A 20,352-nucleotide genomic window follows, 5' to 3' on the forward strand; every position below is an offset into this window, starting at 1 on the left:
CCCCCCGTCAGGCCCCGGCCGCGCAGCTCTCGCGCCAGGCGCCCAGCTCGTACCGTTTGCGCAGCGAGCTGAGCCCCAGCTCCCGGGAGCGCTCGCAGAACCGGGCCGCCGGCAGTTCGTACTCGACGTGGTAGACCGGTTTGCCCGCCTTCACGAACGGGGTGAGCTTCTCGCACTCGTCGTACTGGGCGCACTGCTCGTTGACCGCGAAGTCGAAGTCCCCCACCAGCTCGGGGATCTGCGGCAGATCGTTCTTCAGGCCGACCGCGAGTCCGTGGCGGTGGGCGATGCGGGCGACCAGCCGGTTGTAGCGCAGCTGGTCGGCGGCGGTCAGCGGGAAGCCGGTGGGATTGCGGTAGCCGTCCATGTTGTCCGGCTCGACCGCGTCGAAGCCCTTCTTCGCGCACATGGCGATCCGGCTCTCCATCAGCGGCTCCAGGACGTCCACCTGCCGGATGTCGAGCCAGCGCTCGCCCTCCCAGCCGTTGCCCCGGCCCAGGAGCGCGGTGGGGAACCGGGCCGCGTCCGGGCGGAACTCCTCCCAGGCACCGGTGGACAGATAGCAGATGACCCTGCGGCCCGCCCGGTGCAGCGCCGCCACCTCGGAGGCGTCGCGGTCGAAGCCGTCGACGTCGTAGACCGGCACGTCCACCGAGGTGTCCAGCCGGCCGGAGAGCTGCCACTGCCAGTCGGTGCCCGGTTCGGGCTTCCAGCGCGCGGACGCGGGGCCTCCGGACGGGTCGGGCGGCGGGGCGGTCCGGGGCGCCGCCGTGCAACCGGCCAGCATCGCCAGAAGAATCAGTACGGTGGCGGACCGTACGGCCCGCCCGCCGGTCCGGGGCGTGGCCACCCGGTCGTGCATCGTCTCCCCCTCGTCGCCCGACCACCGCCGGCTCCCGGCCGCCGGTCGTCCCGCCCGGGACGGACGGCCCGGGGACCACCACCGTACGGGCCGGCACCGGGCACGGGCCCACCGCGCCGTAATCGGGCAGCAAAGGCGCGCGTAGGCTCATTCCCGGCACATCCGGGGGCGTCTACGATGCGCCGGGCACGGTCGCCCACCCCCTCGACCGACACAGAACTCAAACGGAAGCGAGATTTCACCACCGTGACTGCTCTCACTCTCAGCACTGCCGGTGCGGCGACGCTGCGCGCCGACGCGCTCGTCGTCGGCGTCGCCAAGGGCTCCAAGCCCGGAGACCTGGTCCTCGCACCGGGCGCCGAGGCCGTGGACAAGGCGTTCGGCGGGAAGCTCGCCACCGTCCTGCAGACCCTGGGCGCCACGGGTGCGGAGGGCGAGCTGACCAAGCTCCCCGCCCCCGACGGGCTGAAGGCCCCGGTCGTCGTCGCGGCCGGTCTCGGCCGGGCCCCGGAGAAGGACGCCGGTTACGAGGCCGAGGCGCTGCGCCGGGCCGCCGGCTCCGCCGCCCGCTCGCTCGCCGGTGCCAAGAAGGCCGGCTTCGCGCTGCCCGCCGCGACCGTCGAGGACGCCGCCGCCGTCGCCGAGGGCGCGCTGCTGGGCGCGTACGCCTTCACCGCCTACCAGGCCGGCGAGAACAAGCTCGCCCCCAAGGGCGACAAGCCCGCCGCGAAGCTCCCGCTGGCCGAGGTCGCCGTGCTGGGCGCCAAGCCCCGCGACAAGGCGTTCAAGGCCGCCGCCGAGCGCGCGATCGCGCTGGCCGAGGAGATCAACCGCGCCCGCGACCTGGTGAACACCCCGCCGAACGACCTGTACCCCGAGTCCTTCGCCGCCGTGGCCACCGCCGCGGGCAAGGAGCACGGCGTCAAGGTGCAGGTCCTCGACGAGAAGGCGCTCGTCAAGGGCGGCTTCGGCGGCATCCTCGGCGTCGGCCAGGGCTCGACGCACGGCCCGCGCCTGGTCAAGCTCGCCTACACGCACCCGAAGGCGGAGAAGACCCTGGCCCTGGTCGGCAAGGGCATCACCTACGACTCGGGCGGCATCTCGCTGAAGCCGGCCGGCCACAACGAGACGATGAAGTGCGACATGGCCGGCGCCGCCGCCGTGTTCGCCACCGTCGTCACGGCCGCGCGCCTGGGCCTGAAGGTCAATGTCACCGGCTGGCTGGCGCTCGCCGAGAACATGCCGTCGGGCAGCGCCACCCGTCCGGGCGACGTGCTGCGCATGTACAGCGGCAAGACCGTCGAGGTCCTCAACACGGACGCCGAGGGCCGGCTGGTCCTGGCCGACGCGCTGACCCGCGCCTCCGAGGAGAAGCCGGACGCGATCGTCGACGTGGCGACCCTGACCGGCGCGATGGTGCTGGCCCTGGGCAACCGCACCTTCGGGATCATGGCGAACGACGACGCCTTCCGCACCTCGATCCACGAGATCGCCGACGAGACCGGCGAGGCCTCCTGGCCGATGCCGCTCCCGGCGGACCTGCGCAAGGGCATGGACTCGCCGACCGCCGACATCGCCAACATGGGCGAGCGCATGGGCGGCGGCCTGGTGGCCGGACTCTTCCTCAAGGAGTTCGTGGGCGAGGGCATCGCCTGGGCCCACCTGGACATCGCCGGCCCGGCCTTCCACGAGGGCGCGCCGTACGGCTACACGCCCAAGGGCGGCACCGGCTCCTCCGTCCGGACCCTGGTCCGGCTGGCCGAGCGCACCGCCGACGGCGACCTCGGCTGAGGCTCCGGCTCCCGTCGTCAGCGGCCCCGGGCATAGGTCCGGGGCCGCTGGTGTTCCCCCCATGGCTCCCCTGCGGGGCGCGGGCGGTTTCGCTCTGGACGAAACCCGGCCGGAGCGGCCCGCCCCCACGCAGCGGCGACCGTCCGGGACGGACGATCATCCGTCCCGGACACGGGCCCCGCGTCCCGCTCACCGTCAACAAGTGCGAAGATGGGTTCTCGGCAGGACAGGGCCCCCACCACAGGGCCGAAGACAAAGCGGCCGAACACCAGCCGACCGGCCGGTAACACCCCGAGGACGGGGCCCGGCGTACGGCGCACATGCATGGAGGACGTGACGTGGCGAACGACGCCAGCACCGTTTTCGACCTAGTGATCCTCGGCGGTGGTAGCGGCGGGTACGCCGCGGCCCTGCGCGGAGCGCAGCTGGGCCTGGACGTCGCTCTGATCGAGAAGGGCAAGGTCGGCGGCACCTGCCTGCACAACGGCTGCATCCCGACGAAGGCGCTGCTGCACGCCGGCGAGGTCGCCGACCAGGCGCGCGAGGCCGACCAGTTCGGTGTCAAGGCCACCTTCGAGGGCATCGACATGGCGGCCGTCCACAAGTACAAGGACGACGTGATCTCGGGCCTGTACAAGGGTCTCCAGGGTCTCGTCGCCTCCCGCAAGGTGCACTACATCGAGGGTGAGGGCCGGCTCTCCTCCCCCACCTCGGTGGATGTGAACGGCCAGCGCATCCAGGGCCGCCACGTGCTCCTGGCGACCGGCTCCGTGCCGAAGTCGCTCCCGGGCCTGGAGATCGACGGCAACCGGATCATCTCCTCGGACCACGCGCTGAAGCTGGACCGCGTCCCGAAGTCCGCGATCGTGCTGGGCGGCGGCGTCATCGGCGTCGAGTTCGCCTCGGCGTGGACGTCCTTCGGCACCGACGTCACGATCATCGAGGGTCTGAAGCACCTCGTGCCGGTCGAGGACGAGAACAGCTCCAAGCTTCTTGAGCGCGCGTTCCGCAAGCGCGGCATCAAGTTCAACCTCGGCACGTTCTTCCAGAGCGCCGAGTACACGCAGGACGGCGTCCGCGTGACCCTCGCCGACGGCAAGACCTTCGAGGCGGAGGTGCTGCTGGTCGCGATCGGCCGCGGCCCGGTCTCGCAGGGCCTGGGCTACGAGGAGGCCGGGGTCGCCATGGACCGCGGCTACGTCCTGGTCGACGAGTACATGCGGACCAACGTCGAGACGATCTCGGCCGTCGGCGACCTGGTCCCGACGCTCCAGCTGGCGCACGTCGGCTTCGCCGAGGGCATCCTCGTGGCGGAGCGGCTGGCCGGTCTGAAGACCGTCCCGGTCGACTACGACGGTGTCCCCCGGGTCACGTACTGCCACCCCGAGGTCGCCTCCGTCGGCATCACCGAGGCCAAGGCCAAGGAGCTCTACGGCGCGGACAAGGTCGTGGCGCTGAAGTACAACCTCGCGGGCAACGGAAAGAGCAAGATCCTCAAGACCGCGGGCGAGATCAAGCTCGTCCAGGTCAAGGACGGTGCCGTGGTCGGCGTCCACATGGTCGGTGACCGCATGGGCGAGCAGGTCGGCGAAGCCCAGCTGATCTACAACTGGGAGGCGCTGCCGGCCGAGGTCGCGCAGCTCATCCACGCCCACCCGACCCAGAGCGAGGCGCTCGGCGAGGCCCACCTGGCCCTGGCCGGCAAGCCCCTGCACTCCCACGACTGACGGTCGACCCGGGCGCGACGACCGACCACTTCCGCATTTTCGTTAGGAGCAACTGAAACCATGTCGGTTTCCGTAACCCTTCCGGCGCTCGGCGAGAGCGTCACCGAGGGCACTGTCACCCGCTGGCTGAAGGCCGAGGGCGAGCGCGTCGAGGCCGACGAGCCGCTTCTCGAAGTGTCGACCGACAAGGTCGACACCGAGATCCCGGCCCCCGCCTCCGGCATCCTGGCCTCGATCAAGGTCGCCGAGGACGAGACCGTCGAGGTCGGCGCCGAGCTGGCCGTCATCGACGACGGCACGGGCGCGCCGGCCCCCGCCGCGGCTCCGGCCGCCGAGGCCCCGGCCGCTCCGGCCCCGGCGCCCGCCGCCGAGGCCCCCGCCGCGCCGGCCCCCGCGGCCGAGGCTCCGGCCGCCGCGCCGGCCGGTGGTGCCTCCGGCACCGACGTCACCCTTCCGGCGCTCGGCGAGAGCGTCACCGAGGGCACCGTCACCCGCTGGCTGAAGGAGGTCGGCGAGGAGGTCACCGAGGACGAGCCTCTGCTGGAGGTCTCCACGGACAAGGTCGACACCGAGATCCCGGCCCCGGTCTCCGGCGTGCTGCTGGAGATCGTCGTCGGCGAGGACGAGACCGCCGAGGTCGGCGCCAAGCTGGCCGTCATCGGTGCGGCCGGTGCCGCTCCGGCCGCGGCCCCCGCTGCCGCCGCCCCGGCTCCCGCCGCGGCTCCGGCCCCGGCCGCTCCCGCCCCCGCTCCGGCGGCCCCGGCGCCGGCTCCGGTGGCACCTACGGCTCCGGCCGCTCCGGCCCCGGCTCCGGCTCCGGCTGCTCCGGCCCCCGCTCCCGCCGCCCCGGCTCCGGTCGCCGCTCCGGCTCCGGCCGCCCCGGCCGCGACCTCCGGTGACGACGGCGCGTACGTCACGCCGCTGGTCCGCAAGCTCGCCGCCGAGAACGGCGTCGACCTGGGCGCGGTCAAGGGCACCGGTGTCGGTGGCCGCATCCGCAAGCAGGATGTCGTCGCCGCCGCGGAGGCCGCCAAGGCCGCCGCCGCTGCCCCGGCGCCCGCCGCCGCTCCGGCCGCCGCCTCCAAGGCGCCGAAGCTGGAGGCCTCCCCGCTGCGCGGTCAGACGGTCAAGATGACCCGCATGCGCAAGGTCATCGGCGACAACATGATGAAGGCACTGCACTCGCAGGCCCAGCTGACCTCGGTCGTCGAGGTCGACGTCACCAAGCTGATGAAGCTGCGCGCCAAGGCGAAGGACGGCTTCGCGGCCCGTGAGGGCGTCAAGCTCTCCCCGATGCCGTTCTACGTGAAGGCCGCCGCCCAGGCGCTGAAGGCCCACCCGGTCATCAACGCCCGGATCAACGAGGACGAAGGCACCATCACGTACTTCGACTCGGAGAACATCGGCATCGCCGTGGACGCCGAGAAGGGCCTGATGACCCCGGTCATCAAGGGCGCGGGCGACCTCAACATCGCCGGCATCTCGAAGAAGACCGCCGAGCTGGCCGGCAAGGCCCGCGGTGGCGGTCTGACGCCGGACGACATGTCCGGTGCCACCTTCACCATCAGCAACACCGGTTCGCGCGGTGCGCTGTTCGACACCGTCATCGTGCCGCCGAACCAGGCCGCCATCCTGGGCATCGGCGCCACCGTGAAGCGTCCGGCCGTCATCGAGACCGCCGAGGGCACCGTCATCGGCGTCCGCGACATGACGTACCTCTCGCTCTCCTACGACCACCGTCTGGTGGACGGCGCGGACGCCGCCCGCTACCTGACCGCGGTCAAGGCGATCCTGGAGGCCGGTGAGTTCGAGGTCGAGCTCGGCCTCTGAGCACCCCGGCTGTAACCAGCCTCACCAGCGGCGCCCCCGTCCGGAACACTCCCGGGCGGGGGCGCCGCCGTATTGTCTAGACACCACCGGTCGCTCCGGCCGCCGCGTTGGTGCAGGCAGCACCGGTTTGCCCCGAAGGAGCCCCTCATGACCCCGCCCGTCGTCCACTCGCTGCGCGAACAGATCCGCGAGCACATCGTGGAGGGGATCGTCAGCGGGCGCTGGAAGCCGGGCGAGCGGATCGTGGAGCGGCGGATCGCCACCGAGCTGGAGGTCAGCCAGACACCGGTGCGCGAGGCGCTGCGCGAGCTGGAGACGCTGCGGCTGATCGAGTCGGCGCCCAACAAGGGCGTCCGGGTCCGCAACCTCACCGCCGCCGATCTGGAGGAGAGTTATCCGGTCCGGGCCGGCCTGGAGCAGATCGCCGCCGAGCTGGCGGCCCCCGGGCTCGGCGAGGACTGCTCGCTGCTGGCCCCGCACGTGGCGGCGCTGTACGAGGCGGACCGGCTGGCCGACGGGGAGGCCCAGGTGCGCCACACGGTCGGCTTCCACCGGGAGATGGTCCGGGCGGCCGGCAACGCGGTCCTGCTGCACACCTGGGAGGGGCTGGGCATCGAGGTGTTCACGGCGCTCTCGATCCGCTGGCTGGGCACGGTGCAGAAGTCCTACGCCGAGGAGCACGAGGCGCTCATCGAGGCGTTCCTGCGCAAGGACCCGGACATCGGGGTGCTCGTGAAGGCCCATGTGCTCGGCTGCGCGCCGCGCGCCTGAGCGCCGCCCGCGCTCCGGATGCCGCCGGGACGGGCGCGAGGGGTGATGCGCATGTGTCACCACGGGCGCTCTCCTGTGCAGACGAGCACCCCTTTTGACCGTTAAATCCCGTCACTCCGTGCCCCATTTCGCGGCACCGCATGCCAATTTCTTCATATCGAGAAGTTTTGCCTTTCATCCTTTGATCGATCATCGATCGGCGCCTTACAGTTCACTCCGCGGGCCCACCGGCCCCATCGCCCTGTCCTGCCAGTCAGGGACTTCTCCACCCCCCTCCTCACCGGAAGGCGGCGATCATGACCGACCCCGTAGGAAAGCTTCCGAGCGAGCTCGACCAGCTCCCGGACCGCGACCCGGAGGAGACCGCTGAATGGGCGGCCTCCCTGGACGCCGTCACCAAGGCGGCGGGCCCGCACCGTGCCGCGTACCTGATGCGCCGCTCGCTCCAGCACGCCGAGGGCGCCGGTCTCGCGCTGCCCAAGCTGCTGGAGACCGACTACGTCAACTCCATCCCCACGGCCGCCGAGCCCGCGTTCGACGGCGACCTGGAGATGGAGTCCCGGATCACCGCCTGGAACCGCTGGAACGCGGCCGCGATGGTCACCCGCGGCGCCCGCTACGGCGTCGGCGGCCACATCGCCACCTTCGCCTCGGCGGCCTGGCTGTACGAGACCGGCTTCAACCACTTCTTCCGCGGCAAGGAGGGGGACGGCTCCGGCGACCAGCTGTACGTGCAGGGCCACGCCTCCCCCGGCATCTACGCCCGCGCGTTCCTCGACGGCCGGCTCAGCGAGCAGCAGCTCGACAACTTCCGCCAGGAGGCGGGCGGCGACGGCCTGCCCTCCTACCCGCACCCGCGGCGGCTGCCCTGGCTGTGGGAGTTCCCCACGGTCTCCATGGGCCTCGGCCCGCTCTCGGCGATCTACCAGGCGCGCTTCAACCGCTATCTGTCCGGCCGGGGCATCAAGGACACCTCGAACTCGCACGTCTGGGCCTTCCTGGGCGACGGCGAGATGGACGAGCCCGAGTCGACCGCGGCCCTCGCGCTGGCGGCCCGCGAGAAGCTCGACAACCTGACCTTCGTCATCAACTGCAACCTGCAGCGCCTCGACGGTCCGGTCCGCGCCAACTTCCGCGTCGTGCAGGAGCTGGAGGGCGCCTTCCGCGGCGCCGGCTGGAACGTCGTCAAGACGCTCTGGGGCAACGCCTGGGACGAGCTGTTCCAGCTCGACACCACGGGCGCGCTGGTCCGCCGGCTCCGCGAGGTCCCGGACGCGCAGTTCCAGACGTACGCCACCCGTGACGTCGCGTACATCCGCGAGCACTTCTTCGGCGCCGAGCCCGCGCTGGCCGAGCTGGCGAAACTGCTCACCGACGCGAAGATCGCCGAGTGTTTCTACACCTCCCGCGGCGGCCACGAGGCCCGCAAGGTGTACGCGGCCTACCGCGCGGCCGTCGAGCACAAGGGCGCGCCGACCGTGATCCTCGCCCAGACGGTGAAGGGCTACACGCTCGGCAAGGGCTTCGAGTCCAAGAACGCCAACCACCAGATGAAGAAGCTGTCGATCGACGAGTTCAAGAGCATGCGCGAGCTGCTCGGCCTCCCGATCCCGGACAGCGCCTTCGCCGACGGCCTGGTGCCCTACGGCCACCCTGGCGCCGACTCCCCCGAGGTCCGCTACCTCCAGGAGCGCCGTGCCGCCCTCGGCGGCCCCGCGCCGGCCCGCCGCGTCCACGCCGTCGCGCTGCCCGAGCCCGAGGAGCGCGCGTTCGCCGCCCTCAAGAAGGGTTCCGGCAAGCAGGAGATGGCCACCACCATGGCCTTCGTCCGCCTGGTCAAGGACCTGATGCGGGACAAGCAGACCGGCAGGCGCTGGGTGCCGATCGTCCCGGACGAGGCCCGCACCTTCGGCATGGAGTCGCTCTTCCCGTCGGCCGGCATCTACTCGCCGCTGGGCCAGACGTACGAGCCGGTCGACCGCGACCAGCTGATGTACTACAAGGAGGCCACCGACGGCCAGATCCTCAACGAGGGGATCACCGAGGCCGGGGCCATGGCCGACTTCATCGCCGCCTCCACGTCGTACGCGACGCACGGCGAGACGATGATCCCGTTCTACATCTTCTACTCGATGTTCGGCTGGCAGCGGACCGGCGACCAGATGTGGCAGCTCGCCGACCAGCTCGGCAAGGGCTTCATCGTCGGTGCCACCGCCGGCCGTACGACCCTGACGGGTGAGGGCCTCCAGCACGCGGACGGCCACTCGCACCTGATCGCGGCCACGAACCCGGCGTCGCTCAACTACGACCCGGCGTTCGCGTACGAGATCGCGGTCATCGTCAAGGACGGTCTGCGGCGGATGTACGGCCCCGAGGCCGAGAACGTCTTCTACTACCTGACGGTCTACAACGAGCCGAAGCAGCAGCCCGCGATGCCGGCCGGGGTCGAGGAGGGCATCCTCAAGGGCCTGTACCGCTTCAAGGAGGGCACGCCCGCCAAGGCGAACGGGCCGCGCGCCCAGCTGCTGGCCTCGGGCACGGCGATCCACTGGGCCCTGGAGGCCCAGGAGCTGCTGGCCGCCGACTGGGGCGTCACGGCCGACGTCTGGTCCGCCACCTCGTGGGGCGAGCTGCGCCGGGACGCGCTGGAGTGCGACGAGGCGCTGCTCCGCGGCGAGCTGCGGGTGCCGTACGTGACCCAGGCGCTGGAGGGCGCACCGGGCCCGGTCGTCGCGGTCAGCGACTGGATGCGCCAGGTTCCGGACCAGATCAGCCAGTGGGTGGAGCAGGACTGGACCTCGCTCGGCACGGACGGCTTCGGCCTCTCCGACACCCGGGACGCGGCCCGCCGCCACTTCGGCGTCGACGCGCAGTCGGTCGTCGTCGCGGCCCTGGCCCAGCTGGCCCGCCGCGGTGAGGTCGACGCCTCCGCGGTCAAGGAGGCCCGCGAGCGCTACGGCCTCTGACGGCCACCGCTCCACCCCTGATGAGCCGGGCAGCACGCTCGGGGCCCCGCCCCGCGGCCACAATGGCCGTATGCGTGCTGCCCGGCTCATCAGAATGGTGCTGCTCCTCCAGTCCCGCCCCGGGATGGGGGCCGCCGAACTCGCCCGGGAGCTGGGGGTCTCGGAGCGGACCGTCACCCGGGACGCCCAGGCGCTGTCCGAGGCCGGGGTCCCGGTCTACGCGGAGCGCGGCCGGGCGGGCGGCTACCGGCTCGTCGGCGGCTACCGGACCGGGCTGACCGGTCTGGCCCGGGACGAGGCGGAGGCGCTGTTCCTCTCCGGTCTGCCCTCCGCGCTGCGCGCGATGGGGCTGGCCGACGCCGCGTCCACCGCCCGGCTGAAGGTGTCGGCGGCGCTGCTGCCCTCGCTCCGGGACGCGCCGGCCGGTGCCGCGCGGCGCTTCCATCTGGACGCGCCCGGCTGGTACCGGGAACCGGTCACCCCCGCCCTGCTGCCCGCCGTGGCCGGGGCCGTGTGGGACGACCGGCGGATCCTCACGCGCTACCGGCGGCCCGGCCGGGACGAGGACGCGGAGCGCGCGCTCGCCCCGTACGGGCTCGTCCTCAAGGCCGGGGTCTGGTACCTGTGCGCCCGTGCGGAGGAGGGTTTCCGGGTGTACCGGATCGACCGCTTCACGGCCGTCGAGGTCTCCGAGGAGCGGTTCGCGCGGGACGAGGACTTCGATCTCGCCGCGTTCTGGGAGTCCCGCGCGGCCGACTTCGCCCGGTCGATCCTGCGGTCCGAGGTGGTGCTGCGGCTCTCTCCGGCCGCCGTGGAGCGGCTGGGGCACGCCACGGACCGGGCCGCGGCCGGGGAGGCGCTGGCCGCGGCGGGACCGCCGGACGCCGACGGGTGGGTGACCGTCACCCTGCCGGTCGAGTCGCCCGAGGTCGCGTACGGTCAGCTGCTGGCGCTGGGCCCGGAGTTGGAGGTGCTGGCCCCGGCCGCGCTGCGCACCCGGTTCGCGGGGGCCGCGAGGGCCCTGCACCGGCTGTACGGGGACGGCGGCTGAGCGCGCTTCCGCGTGCGGGGGCCGCCGCCCGGACGGATCCTGGTCGCGTGATGGACGAGACGGAGTTCTGGGAGATCGTGGACCGCGCCCGCGAGGCCGCCGGCGGCGACCCCGAGGAGCAGGCCGATCTGATGGTCGAGCGGCTGGTGCGGCTCGATCCGGACTCCGTGCTGGACTTCGCCCGGCACTTCGAGGCCCGTTTCAACCGGGCCTACCGCTGGGACCTGTGGGGTGCCGCGGTCCTGCTCACCGGCGCGGCGGACGACGAGGGCTTCGACGCCTTCCGCTGCTGGCTGATCGGCCGGGGCCGGGACGTCTTCGAGGGCGCGGTGCACGATCCGGACGCCCTGGCCGGTCTGCTGGAGGACTTCGATCCGGAGCTGGACGGCGACGGGGAGGAGCTGGGCTACGCCGCCGACGAGGCGTACGAGCAGCTGACCGGGGTGGTCGCCCCGGACCTCGGGCTGCCGCCGCAGGCCGCCGAGCCGGACGGCACCCCGCTCGCCCTGGACGAGGACGCGGTGCTGGCGGCGCGGCTGCCCGCGCTGTGGGAGCGGTTCGGCGCGCTCACGGCGTGAGCGCGCGTCCCATCAGGACGTCGTCCACGTACCGCCCGTTCAGGAAGAACTCACCGGGCAGCACCCCCTCGACGACGAAGCCCTCGGAGGCGTAGAGCGCGCGGGCGGGGGCGTTGTGCCCGAGGACCCGGAGGGTCATACGGTTGGCCCCGGCCTCGCGGGCCGTCGCGCAGCAGGCCCGGATCAGGGCGCGGCCGATGCCCCGGCCGCGTGCCCAGCCGGCGACGGCGAAGCCCTGTATCTGCCGGACGTGCGTGTTGCAGGCCAGCGGGGTGGGCGGCACCGCCCGGATGTAGCCGGCCAGGGCGCGCTCCCCCGTCTCCGTCACGGCCTCCGCGACCAGCATGTCCTGCGGCCGGTGGCGTTCGTCGAAGAAGGGCGCGTACGGCGGCTGCGGGCGGGGCTGCACCTCGTGCAGCGTGGACCAGGCGCCCCGGTCGAGCGCGCCGAGCTCGGGGCCGTCCTCGGCGGCGGCGGGGCGGATCGAGTGGGCGGGGTGGTTCAGGGCTTCGGACATGGCGGCCACTGTGGCACGGACGCGGCGGGCGGGACAGGGCGGGCCCGGGGCGGTGGGGCGGGGCACGGTGAGCCCGGGGCGGCGGGCCGGGGTCGCGTCCGGCGGGCGGGCGATGGGGCAGGATGGGCCCATGGCTCACTCCCGTATCGCCGTCACCGGATCGACCGGACTCATCGGAGCGGCGCTGGTGCGCTCGCTGCGGGCCGACGGGAACGAGGTGGTCCGGCTGGTCCGCCGCCCCGCGCGTGCCGGTGACGAGGTGGAGTGGGATCCGCAGCGCGGTTTCGTGGACGTGGCCGGTCTGGTGGGGTGCGACGCGGTCGTCCATCTCGCCGGGGCCGGGGTCGGCGACCACCGCTGGAGCGAGGCGTACAAGCGGGAGATCCGGGACAGCCGGGTGCTGGGCACGGCCGCGATCGCCGAGGCCGTCGCCTCGCTGGACGTGCCGCCGAAGGTGCTGGTCTCGGGGTCCGCGATCGGTTTCTACGGCGACACCGGGGACCGGGCGGTCGACGAGGGCGCGCCGCCCGGCGACGGTTTCCTGCCGTCGGTGTGCGTGGAGTGGGAGGAGGCCACGGCCGCCGCCGAGGAGGCCGGGATCCGGACCGTGCACGCCCGCACCGGCTTGGTCGTCGCCCGGGAGGGCGGTGCCTGGGGCCGGCTCTTCCCGCTGTTCCGGGCGGGGCTCGGCGGCCGGATGGGCAACGGGCGGCAGTACTGGAGCTTCATCGCGCTGCACGACGAGGTCGCGGCGCTGCGCCATCTCGTGGACACCCCGGAGCTGTCCGGTCCGGTCAACCTGGCCGGACCCGCCCCGGTGACCAACGGCGAGGTGACGGCGGCGATGGGGCGGGTGCTGCGCCGTCCCACCCTGTTCACCGCGCCGGCCCCCGCGCTGCGGCTGGCGCTGGGCGACTTCGCCGAGGACGTGCTCGGCAGCCAGCGGGTGCTGCCGGGCCGGCTGCTGGACTCCGGGTTCGCCTTCGCCTTTCCGGGCATCGACGCGGCGATCCGCGCGGCCCTGCGCTGACGCCTCTCCCGACCGGACCCGTACGGGTGTGCGACCCCATGCACCGGTGCCCCGGGGCGCGCGCGACTGCGCACGATTCCGCCATGTCCCTAGCCTCGTGGGCGAACTCGCGCATTCCGGTGGCCGGTTGAGGGAAAGAGCCCCCCACTTGTTGCGCCGACTCGGGGAGGGCACGTGCTCAGCACGGCACACCACGCGGACGTCGTCATCATCGGGGCCGGGATCGCCGGCCTGTCAGCGGCCCACCGGCTGATCAGTGCGGGAGTCAGCGTCAGCGTCCTGGAGGCCGGCCCCCGGATCGGCGGCCGGATGGCCACCGACGAGGTGGACGGATTCCGGCTCGACCACATCGGACCGCTGCTCACCACCTCGTATCCGGAGCTGTACGGGACACCCGGGCTCGAAGGTCTCGCGCTGCGGACCTTCGACCCCGGCGTCCTCGTGCACAGCGCCGGTCACCGCCACCGGACCGGCGAGGTGCCGGGGCCCCGGGGCTCCCGCAGCGCACGGGGCGCGTTCAGGGCCGCGCGCGCCCTCGCGCACGCCCCCCGGGCTCCACTGGGCGGGGCCCTCACCGGAGCCATGGGCGGGGCGATCGACCAGGCCCGGCTGGGGGTGGCGCTGGCCCGGCTCGCTGCCACGCCCCGCTCGCGCGTCCTGGCCCGGCCCGAACGGGCCGCGCTCGACGCCCTGTCGGGGCGCGGGCTGTCCGCCCGTACGCTCAACGGCTTCGTCCGCCCGCTGCTGACCGCGCTGCTCAGCGATCCCGGGCTCACGACGTCGAGCCGCTACGCCGATCTCGCCCTGCGCGGCTACGCGAGCGGCCGGCTCTGTGTGCCGGAGGGCGGTTCGTCGGCGCTGCCCGAACTGCTCGCGGCGGCGCTGCCGCCCGGCACCGTCCGCACCGGTGTGCACGTCACGGCGGCCGACATCACCTCGGTGCGCACCAAGGAGCACGGCGAACTGGGCTGCCGTTCGCTGCTCCTGGCGACCAACGCGAGTGCCGCCGCCGAGCTGCTGCCGGGGCTGCGGGTGCCGCCCTTCCGCCCGGTCACGGTGGTCCACCACACCGCGCCCGCCGCCCCGCCGACCGGGGCCTCGCTGCTGCTGGACGCCGACCGGTCGGGCCCGGTGGCGCACACCGCGGTGATGAGCGAGGTGGACCCCTCGCGGGCGCCGAAGGGCCGGGCGCTGATCAGCTCGACGGTGCTCGGCACCCGTCCGGCCGATCTGGACCGGACCGTGCGCGCGCATCTGGCGGCCCTGTACGGCGTGCGCACGGACGACTGGGAGCTGCTGGCCGTCCACCACGATCCGGAGGCCGTGCCCGCGATGGAGCCCCCGCACGACCCGCAGCGCCCGGTGCGGGTGCTCGCGGGGCTGTACGTGTGCGGCGACCACCGCGACACCGGCACCGTCCAGGGCGCCCTGTCCTCCGCCCGGCGGGCCGCCGCGGCGATCCTGGACGACCTCGGCGTACGGCACGCGGACCGCGGCTCAGCGGCGCTCCCCGAGGCCGCGTAGGAGCCATGCGGGCGGGCGGCGGCGGGGCTCGGCACCCGCGGCGACGCGGCACCGGGCGCCCCGTCTGCCCCGCGCCCTCGGCCCCGCGCCGCCGTCCCGGGTCAGCCCAGGGCGGCGACCCGCTCGCGGTAACCGCGGACGGCGGCGGCGTCCCGGAAGGGCTCCAGCCGCCGTTCGAAGTCGCGTACGTACTCGGTGGCCCGGACCGAGCGCATCTCGGCGGCCTGCTGGGCGGCCTCCGCGCCGAGCCGGCAGGCCTGGTCCAGCTCGCCGAGGCCGAGCCGGGCGGAGGCCAGCACCACCCGGCAGAAGAGCCGGCTGCGGGCGTACGCGGGCGCGCGCAGCTGGAGGGAGCGCTCGGCGTACTGGGCGGCGATCCGGTACTGCTGGAGGTCGCGGTGGCAGTGGCCGAACTCGTCGGCGAGCTGCGCCTCGTCGAAGAAGCGCGCCCAGTACGGCACCTCGTCGCCGGGGCGGGAGGTCTCCAGCGCGCGTTCCGCCCGGGTCAGCGAGGCCGTGCACGCCTTGGCGTCGCCGAGCACGCCGTGACCGCGCGCCTCGACCGCGTGGAGCAGGGCGAGGACGGACTGGGGCGCGGCGGAGCCGACGCCCTGCTGGGCCACCCGGGCCAGCTGCACCGCCTCCCGGCCGTGCCCGAGGTAGACCGCCTGGCGGCTCATGGTGATCAGCACGAAGCTGCCGTAGGCCCGGTCGCCGGCGGCCTGGGCGAGCCGCAGCGCCTGGACGAAGTAGCGCTGGGCGAGGCCGTGGGCGGCGATGTCGTACGAGGTCCAGCCGGCGAGCCGGGTGAGGTCGGCGGCGGCCGCGAAGAGCCGGCGGCCGGTGGCCTCGCCGTAGGTGCCGCGCAGCATCGGCTCGGTCTCGTGCTCCAGATAGCGCACGAGCGCCTGGCGGGCGTGGCCGCCGCCGTAGGCGTTGTCCAGGGTGCGGAAGAGTTCGGCGACCGAGCGGAGCGCCGCCACGTCGCCGCTGCCGACCCGCTGGCCCGAGCCGCGTTCGGTCTGCCGCTGCCGGGGGACGCCGGGCGGCGCTCCGGCCGGGGCCTGCGGTCCGCCGGGCCGGGCGGGGGCGGGGCCGCGCAGTCCGTGCCGGGCGCCCTGCTCGGGCACGGCGCCCCCGTGCGGTCCGGGGGTGCCGGACCCGGGGCGGGGGCCCTGAGGGGTCCTGGCGGGGCCCGCCGGGGTCTCACCGGGACCGCCGCGCGCCACCCACTCGTCGGCGCGCCCGATCAGCCAGTCCCGGCTGGGCACGACCAGCCCCGCCGGGGTGAAGGCGATCTTCCGCAGTTCGGCGTGGCTGCCGGAGTCCTTGCGCCAGAGTCCGCTGACGATGTCGACGGCCTCGGCGGGGGTGGCGGCGAACTCCAGCCCGGCGTAGACCGGCGCGCAGGCGTCCAGCCCCAGGTCCTGCGCGGAGAGCCGGCGTCCGAGCCGGCGGGTGAAGACCTCGGCGATCAGCGCCGGTGTGGTGCCCCGGGGCTGCTGGCCGCGGAGCCAGCGGGTCACGGAGGTCTTGTCGTACCGCAGATCGAGGCCGTGCTCCAGGCCGAGCTGGTCCACCCGGCGGGCGAGCCCGGCGTTGGAGAACCCGGCCTCGGTGATGAGCGAGGCGAGCCGGCGGTTGGGGGTGCGCTGCGGAGGTCGTTCCGACATCAGCTGTACGGTCTCCTGCCTTCGGGTCAGGGACAGGCCTCCGGACGGGCCCTGGGGAACGGCGTGAATTTAACGGCCCCCGGGACGGCCTCAGCGGCCATCGCTTCACTTTCATCCGATCGTGTGAGGATTGGGGGCGGCGCTGACGGGAACACCTGCCGGGCCCCCGTTCCGGCCCCGGTCGTACAGTGGCTGAGGCGCGATGCGACGCGGCGTGGCAGTACGGGGACACCCCCCGCACCCACGGCACCGCAGGAAGAGAGGCAGCAGCCGTGACCGAGCTCCGGTTCGTCCGTCTGGGATTCGGCGAGCAGGCGGTCGACTATCAGGAGGCCTGGCAGAAGCAGCGCGAGGTGCACGCGGCGCGGTTCGAGGACACCGTCCCCGACACCTGCCTGCTGCTGGAGCACCCGCCCGTCTACACCGCCGGCCGCCGCACGGCCGACAGCGAGCGCCCGCTCGACGGCACCCCGGTCATCGACGTGGACCGCGGCGGCAAGATCACCTGGCACGGCCCCGGCCAGCTGGTCGGCTACCCGATCCAGAAGCTGCCCCGCCCGGTCGACGTCGTGGCGCACGTGCGCCGGCTGGAGGAGGCGCTGATCCGTACGGCCGCCGAATTCGGTGTGGAGACCTCCCGGGTCGAGGGCCGCAGCGGCGTCTGGGTGCTCGGCGACCCGGTCGAGCAGCGCCCGGCGCTCGGCGGCCTCTCGCTGGACTTCGACCCCCGGCTCCAGGACGAGGAGTTCGACGCCCGGCTCAACGGCCCGGAGTACGCCCCGTCCAACGCCGGCCAGCGCCGCGAGGACCGCAAGCTGGCCGCCATCGGGATCCGGGTGGCCAAGGGCGTGACCATGCACGGCTTCTCGTTCAACGTGAACCCGGACAACACCTGGTTCGACCGGATCGTGCCGTGCGGCATCCGGGACGCGGGCGTCACCTCGCTCGGCTACGAGCTGGGCCGCGACATCACCATCGCCGAGGTGCTCCCGGTCGTCGAGAAGCATCTGCGGGACGTCCTGGAGAACGCCGAACTCGCCCCGCGCACGATCGCGCGCGACGACGACGCCATGGCCACGGCGTGACCCACGGAACACCGGTCCGGGAATAGGACCTGTCGGCCCCAGGTTGGGCAGACGTAAAGCCGAACGAACCACGGGCGTACCCTGGTGTTCGCCGAAGAATCCAATGCAGTGAAAGCAAAGGGGAGTGCCGGAGTGTCTGTCGCACCCGACGGGCGCAAGATGCTGCGCCTGGAGGTCCGGAACAGCCAGACCCCCATCGAGCGCAAGCCCGAGTGGATCAAGACCCGGGCGAAGATGGGCCCCGAGTACAACCAGCTGCAGAAGCTCGTGAAGAGCGAGGGTCTGCACACGGTGTGCCAGGAGGCCGGCTGCCCCAACATCTTCGAGTGCTGGGAGGACCGCGAGGCCACGTTCCTCATCGGCGGTGACCAGTGCACCCGGCGCTGTGACTTCTGTCAGATCGACACCGGCAAGCCGCAGGCGCTGGACCGGGACGAACCCCGCCGCGTCGGCGAGTCGGTCGTCACGATGGACCTGAACTACGCCACCATCACCGGCGTCGCCCGCGACGACCTGGAGGACGGCGGTGCCTGGCTGTACGCGGAGACCGTGCGCCAGATCCACGCGCTGACCGCGGAGCGGGAGGCCGGCCGCACCAAGGTCGAGCTGCTGATCCCCGACTTCAACGCGGAGCCCGCCCAGCTCGCCGAGGTCTTCTCCTCGCGCCCCGAGGTGCTGGCGCACAACGTGGAGACGGTGCCGCGCATCTTCAAGCGCATCCGCCCCGGCTTCCGCTACGAGCGCTCCCTGGAGGTCATCACCCGGGCCCGTGAGGCCGGTCTGGTGACCAAGTCCAATCTGATCCTCGGCATGGGCGAGACCCGCGAGGAGGTCAGCGAGGCGCTGCGCGACCTGTACGAGGCGGGCTGCGAGCTGATCACGATCACCCAGTACCTGCGCCCGTCGGTGCGCCACCACCCGGTGGAGCGCTGGGTGAAGCCGCACGAGTTCGTGGAGCTGAAGGACGAGGCCGACGCGATCGGCTACTCCGGTGTGATGTCCGGGCCGCTGGTCCGCTCCTCGTACCGGGCCGGCCGGCTCTTCCAGCAGGCGATGGACCGGCGCGGGGCGACGGCCGCGGCCGGGGCGCCGACCGCGTGACGTCACCCGTGTGAATCCCGGCGCAGGCACCGCCCCGGCGGTCACCGCCGGACCGAAGCGGCTCGTACGCTCCTCGCAGGCCGGGGGCGCGTATGGGCCGCTTCGGCGTGCGCGGCGCGCTCATCGGGGTTTCATTGGTGTGTGACCGACCGGCCACGCGCTGGTAACACCGAGCCGCGACCCTGGGTGCAACGCTCGTTCCCGTCACTCCGTCCGCGCAGCACATCCCGCCCGCCGGGCCCGCCCGGTGCGCGCATCCGTTCCGAGGGGACTTCCACGATGCAGGCCGTGCCGGTACGTGCCACCGCCCTCCCGTCCGTCACGGGCGCCCTCCGCGCCGTCGAGTCGCTGCTCCTGGCCGGCGGCCAGCGCACCGCCCGCCGCAACGCCTGGACGGCGGTCCTGGAGGACCGCCGCCGGGCCGAGGACCGCGTCGCCTCCGCGCACGTACTGGAGGCCGTGGCGGACCACCGTTCGAAGGCCACGTAAACTTCATTGCATGGCGAGGAAGGCAAACACCACTGAAGGCGCGGACAGCGCCGAGAACGCGGGGCGGCTCAAGCAGATCGCCCTGACCTACAAGATGACCAGGCGGACCGACCCCAAGATCGGTCTTGTCGTCGCGGGTGTGGGAATCGTCACCTTCGGTGTCCTCCTCGCGATCGGTTTCTTGATCGATCACCCGATCTACCTGGGCATCCTGGGCTTCGTGCTCGCTCTCCTCGCGATGGCGATCGTCTTCGGACGGCGCGCCGAGCGGGCGGCCTTCGGCCAGATGGAGGGCCAGCCGGGTGCGGCGGCGGCGGTGCTCGACCGCGTCGGCCGGGGCTGGACCACGACGCCGGCGGTCGCGATGAACCGCAACCAGGACGTCGTCCACCGGGCCGTGGGCAAGGCGGGCATCGTGCTGGTGGCGGAGGGCAACCCGAACCGGGTGAAGAGCCTGCTCGCCGCCGAGAAGAAGAAGATGGCCCGCATCGTGGTCGACGTGCCCGTGCACGACATCATCGTCGGCAACGGCGAGGGTCAGGTGCCGCTCAAGAAGGTGCGCACCAAGATGCTGAAGATGCCGCGCGTGCTGACCGGCCCGCAGGTGACGGCCGCCAACGACCGGCTGCGCGCCATGGGCGACCTGATGAGCAACATGCCGCTGCCGAAGGGCCCCATGCCGAAGGGCATGCGGATGCCGCGCGGCGGAAAGATGCGCTGACCCGCCACGGACGGACGAAGAGGGCGGGCGTGAACCGAATCGGTTCGCGCCCGCCCTCTTCTCGTCTCCCGCAGTCCGGCCCGCGCGGGTCTCAGATGCGCACCTGGACGGCGCGGCCCAGCCGGTCGTGCACGCCCCGCCCGTCGCGGTCCCAGACCAGGGCCGGGATCACCAGGCAGAGCAGCAGGCTGCGCACCAGCGCCCGCCCGAACCCCAGCGGTCCGCCGTTCTCCGAGACGACCCGGACGCCCATCAGACGCTTGCCCGGAGTGCAGCCGATGGTACCGACGGTGAGCACGCTGAGGACGAAGAAGATCCCGAGCGCCCAGTTGCCCGCGGCCTGCTGGTCACCGCGAGCGAACAGCCCGTATGCGATCAGCATGCACAGGGCCCAGTCGATGAAGAGCGCGCCGAAGCGCCGCCCGAGGGGCGCCATGGCCCCCGGTCCCTGCTCGGGAAGCCCGAGCCGCTTGCCCCGGTACCCGAAGTCGGCGCCCATCTCCTCGGCGGCCGCACGCGGCCCGGAGAGCCACGATCCGATTGCTTGCCTGTTGTCCACCCGACCACGGTACTGCGCCCCTCCCGCGGCCCCGCCCGGCGGGGGCGGGCCACGGCCGTGACACGCGTCCGGAACAG

General features: G+C 73.3%; 17 protein-coding genes. 13 read left to right on the top strand and 4 right to left on the bottom strand.

The genetic code is table 11. The features are described from left to right. Nucleotides 1-7: 7 nt before the first annotated feature. Complete coding sequence (locus ACFVDM_RS02905) at nt 8-862, bottom strand: endo alpha-1,4 polygalactosaminidase (RefSeq protein WP_383632207.1); 855 nt, start codon at nt 860-862, stop codon at nt 8-10. 246 nt (nt 863-1,108) lie between these two features. Between ACFVDM_RS02905 and ACFVDM_RS02910 the strand changes: the two genes are divergently transcribed. From ACFVDM_RS02910 to ACFVDM_RS02940, 7 genes are all read left to right on the top strand, one after another. Continuing rightward, nucleotides 1,109-2,653: a leucyl aminopeptidase gene (locus tag ACFVDM_RS02910; protein WP_383632210.1), complete on the top strand. Its 1,545-nt coding sequence runs from the start codon at nt 1,109-1,111 to the stop codon at nt 2,651-2,653. A gap of 338 nt (nt 2,654-2,991) precedes the next feature. Next, a complete protein-coding gene (gene lpdA / locus ACFVDM_RS02915; protein ID WP_383632213.1) occupies nt 2,992-4,380 on the top strand; it encodes a dihydrolipoyl dehydrogenase in 1,389 nt (462 codons plus the stop codon). A gap of 60 nt (nt 4,381-4,440) precedes the next feature. Beyond that, the gene (gene sucB, locus ACFVDM_RS02920) at nt 4,441-6,210 is read left to right on the top strand and encodes a 2-oxoglutarate dehydrogenase, E2 component, dihydrolipoamide succinyltransferase (RefSeq protein ID WP_383632216.1); all 1,770 of its coding nucleotides are present in this window, start codon (nt 4,441-4,443) and stop codon (nt 6,208-6,210) included. Between the two features lie 147 nt (nt 6,211-6,357). Beyond that, nucleotides 6,358-6,981, top strand: a complete 624-nt coding sequence (locus ACFVDM_RS02925) for a GntR family transcriptional regulator (protein WP_383632219.1) — start codon at nt 6,358-6,360, stop codon at nt 6,979-6,981. A gap of 296 nt (nt 6,982-7,277) precedes the next feature. Continuing rightward, on the top strand, nt 7,278-9,947 hold the full coding sequence (aceE, locus tag ACFVDM_RS02930) for a pyruvate dehydrogenase (acetyl-transferring), homodimeric type (RefSeq protein WP_383632222.1): 2,670 nt from the start codon (nt 7,278-7,280) through the stop codon (nt 9,945-9,947). Between the two features lie 70 nt (nt 9,948-10,017). Then, nucleotides 10,018-10,998 (top strand): helix-turn-helix transcriptional regulator, encoded by a 981-nt coding sequence (locus tag ACFVDM_RS02935; RefSeq protein WP_383632225.1) that lies wholly within the window; start codon nt 10,018-10,020, stop codon nt 10,996-10,998. A gap of 50 nt (nt 10,999-11,048) precedes the next feature. Further along, entirely contained in the window at nt 11,049-11,576 is a 528-nt protein-coding gene (locus ACFVDM_RS02940; protein ID WP_383633480.1) for a DUF4240 domain-containing protein, read from the top strand. On the opposite strand, the gene ACFVDM_RS02945 is transcribed toward ACFVDM_RS02940, so the two are convergent. Continuing rightward, nucleotides 11,566-12,093 (bottom strand): GNAT family N-acetyltransferase, encoded by a 528-nt coding sequence (locus tag ACFVDM_RS02945; RefSeq protein WP_383632228.1) that lies wholly within the window; start codon nt 12,091-12,093, stop codon nt 11,566-11,568. The two genes, ACFVDM_RS02940 and ACFVDM_RS02945, sit on opposite strands and share 11 nt — an antisense overlap. A 130-nt stretch (nt 12,094-12,223) precedes the next feature. Between ACFVDM_RS02945 and ACFVDM_RS02950 the strand changes: the two genes are divergently transcribed. Together ACFVDM_RS02950 and ACFVDM_RS02955 are read left to right on the top strand one after the other, a co-directional pair. Continuing rightward, nucleotides 12,224-13,123 (top strand): TIGR01777 family oxidoreductase, encoded by a 900-nt coding sequence (locus tag ACFVDM_RS02950; protein WP_383632231.1) that lies wholly within the window; start codon nt 12,224-12,226, stop codon nt 13,121-13,123. Between the two features lie 174 nt (nt 13,124-13,297). Further along, on the top strand, nt 13,298-14,647 hold the full coding sequence (locus ACFVDM_RS02955; RefSeq protein WP_383632234.1) for an FAD-dependent oxidoreductase: 1,350 nt from the start codon (nt 13,298-13,300) through the stop codon (nt 14,645-14,647). A gap of 101 nt (nt 14,648-14,748) precedes the next feature. Here ACFVDM_RS02955 and ACFVDM_RS02960 read toward each other — a convergent pair whose 3' ends face one another. After that, nucleotides 14,749-16,320: a proline-rich domain-containing protein gene (locus ACFVDM_RS02960; RefSeq protein ID WP_383632236.1), complete on the bottom strand. Its 1,572-nt coding sequence runs from the start codon at nt 16,318-16,320 to the stop codon at nt 14,749-14,751. A gap of 272 nt (nt 16,321-16,592) precedes the next feature. Here ACFVDM_RS02960 and lipB point away from each other — a divergent pair, with 272 nt between their 5' ends. The 4 genes from lipB to ACFVDM_RS02980 all read left to right on the top strand — a co-directional run bounded on the left by lipB (nt 16,593) and on the right by ACFVDM_RS02980 (nt 19,716). Next, complete coding sequence (gene lipB, locus ACFVDM_RS02965) at nt 16,593-17,405, top strand: lipoyl(octanoyl) transferase LipB (protein WP_383632239.1); 813 nt, start codon at nt 16,593-16,595, stop codon at nt 17,403-17,405. Nucleotides 17,406-17,564: 159 nt separating this feature from the next. Next, complete coding sequence (lipA, locus tag ACFVDM_RS02970; RefSeq protein WP_383633483.1) at nt 17,565-18,506, top strand: lipoyl synthase; 942 nt, start codon at nt 17,565-17,567, stop codon at nt 18,504-18,506. A 279-nt stretch (nt 18,507-18,785) separates the two neighbouring features. Beyond that, nucleotides 18,786-18,995 carry a hypothetical protein gene (locus tag ACFVDM_RS02975; protein ID WP_383632242.1) on the top strand — a complete coding sequence of 70 codons (210 nt, stop codon included), beginning with the start codon at nt 18,786-18,788 and terminating at the stop codon, nt 18,993-18,995. Nucleotides 18,996-19,005: 10 nt separating this feature from the next. After that, nucleotides 19,006-19,716, top strand: coding sequence for a DUF4191 domain-containing protein (locus ACFVDM_RS02980; RefSeq protein WP_383632245.1), 711 nt, complete (start codon nt 19,006-19,008; stop codon nt 19,714-19,716). A gap of 91 nt (nt 19,717-19,807) precedes the next feature. On the opposite strand, the gene ACFVDM_RS02985 is transcribed toward ACFVDM_RS02980, so the two are convergent. Beyond that, nucleotides 19,808-20,275, bottom strand: a complete 468-nt coding sequence (locus ACFVDM_RS02985; RefSeq protein ID WP_383632248.1) for an RDD family protein — start codon at nt 20,273-20,275, stop codon at nt 19,808-19,810. Nucleotides 20,276-20,352: the final 77 nt, after the last annotated feature.

The sequence above is a fragment of the Streptomyces sp. NPDC057682 genome (assembly GCF_042799575.1).
Classification (GTDB): Bacteria; Actinomycetota; Actinomycetes; order Streptomycetales; family Streptomycetaceae; genus Streptomyces.

Bases quoted from the DNA above. Each gene is read 5' to 3' on its own strand.
- ACFVDM_RS02940 (WP_383633480.1), top strand. From the start codon at position 11,049: ATGGACGAGACGGAGTTCTGGGAGATCGTGGACCGCGCCCGCGAGGCC.
- ACFVDM_RS02950 (WP_383632231.1), top strand. From the start codon at position 12,224: ATGGCTCACTCCCGTATCGCCGTCACCGGATCGACCGGACTCATCGGA.
- ACFVDM_RS02960 (WP_383632236.1), bottom strand. From the start codon at position 16,320: ATGTCGGAACGACCTCCGCAGCGCACCCCCAACCGCCGGCTCGCCTCG.
- sucB (WP_383632216.1), top strand. From the start codon at position 4,441: ATGTCGGTTTCCGTAACCCTTCCGGCGCTCGGCGAGAGCGTCACCGAG.
- lipA (WP_383633483.1), top strand. From the start codon at position 17,565: ATGCTGCGCCTGGAGGTCCGGAACAGCCAGACCCCCATCGAGCGCAAG.
- ACFVDM_RS02905 (WP_383632207.1), bottom strand. From the start codon at position 862: ATGCACGACCGGGTGGCCACGCCCCGGACCGGCGGGCGGGCCGTACGG.
- ACFVDM_RS02935 (WP_383632225.1), top strand. From the start codon at position 10,018: ATGCGTGCTGCCCGGCTCATCAGAATGGTGCTGCTCCTCCAGTCCCGC.
- aceE (WP_383632222.1), top strand. From the start codon at position 7,278: ATGACCGACCCCGTAGGAAAGCTTCCGAGCGAGCTCGACCAGCTCCCG.
- ACFVDM_RS02925 (WP_383632219.1), top strand. From the start codon at position 6,358: ATGACCCCGCCCGTCGTCCACTCGCTGCGCGAACAGATCCGCGAGCAC.
- ACFVDM_RS02980 (WP_383632245.1), top strand. From the start codon at position 19,006: ATGGCGAGGAAGGCAAACACCACTGAAGGCGCGGACAGCGCCGAGAAC.
- ACFVDM_RS02945 (WP_383632228.1), bottom strand. From the start codon at position 12,093: ATGTCCGAAGCCCTGAACCACCCCGCCCACTCGATCCGCCCCGCCGCC.
- ACFVDM_RS02975 (WP_383632242.1), top strand. From the start codon at position 18,786: ATGCAGGCCGTGCCGGTACGTGCCACCGCCCTCCCGTCCGTCACGGGC.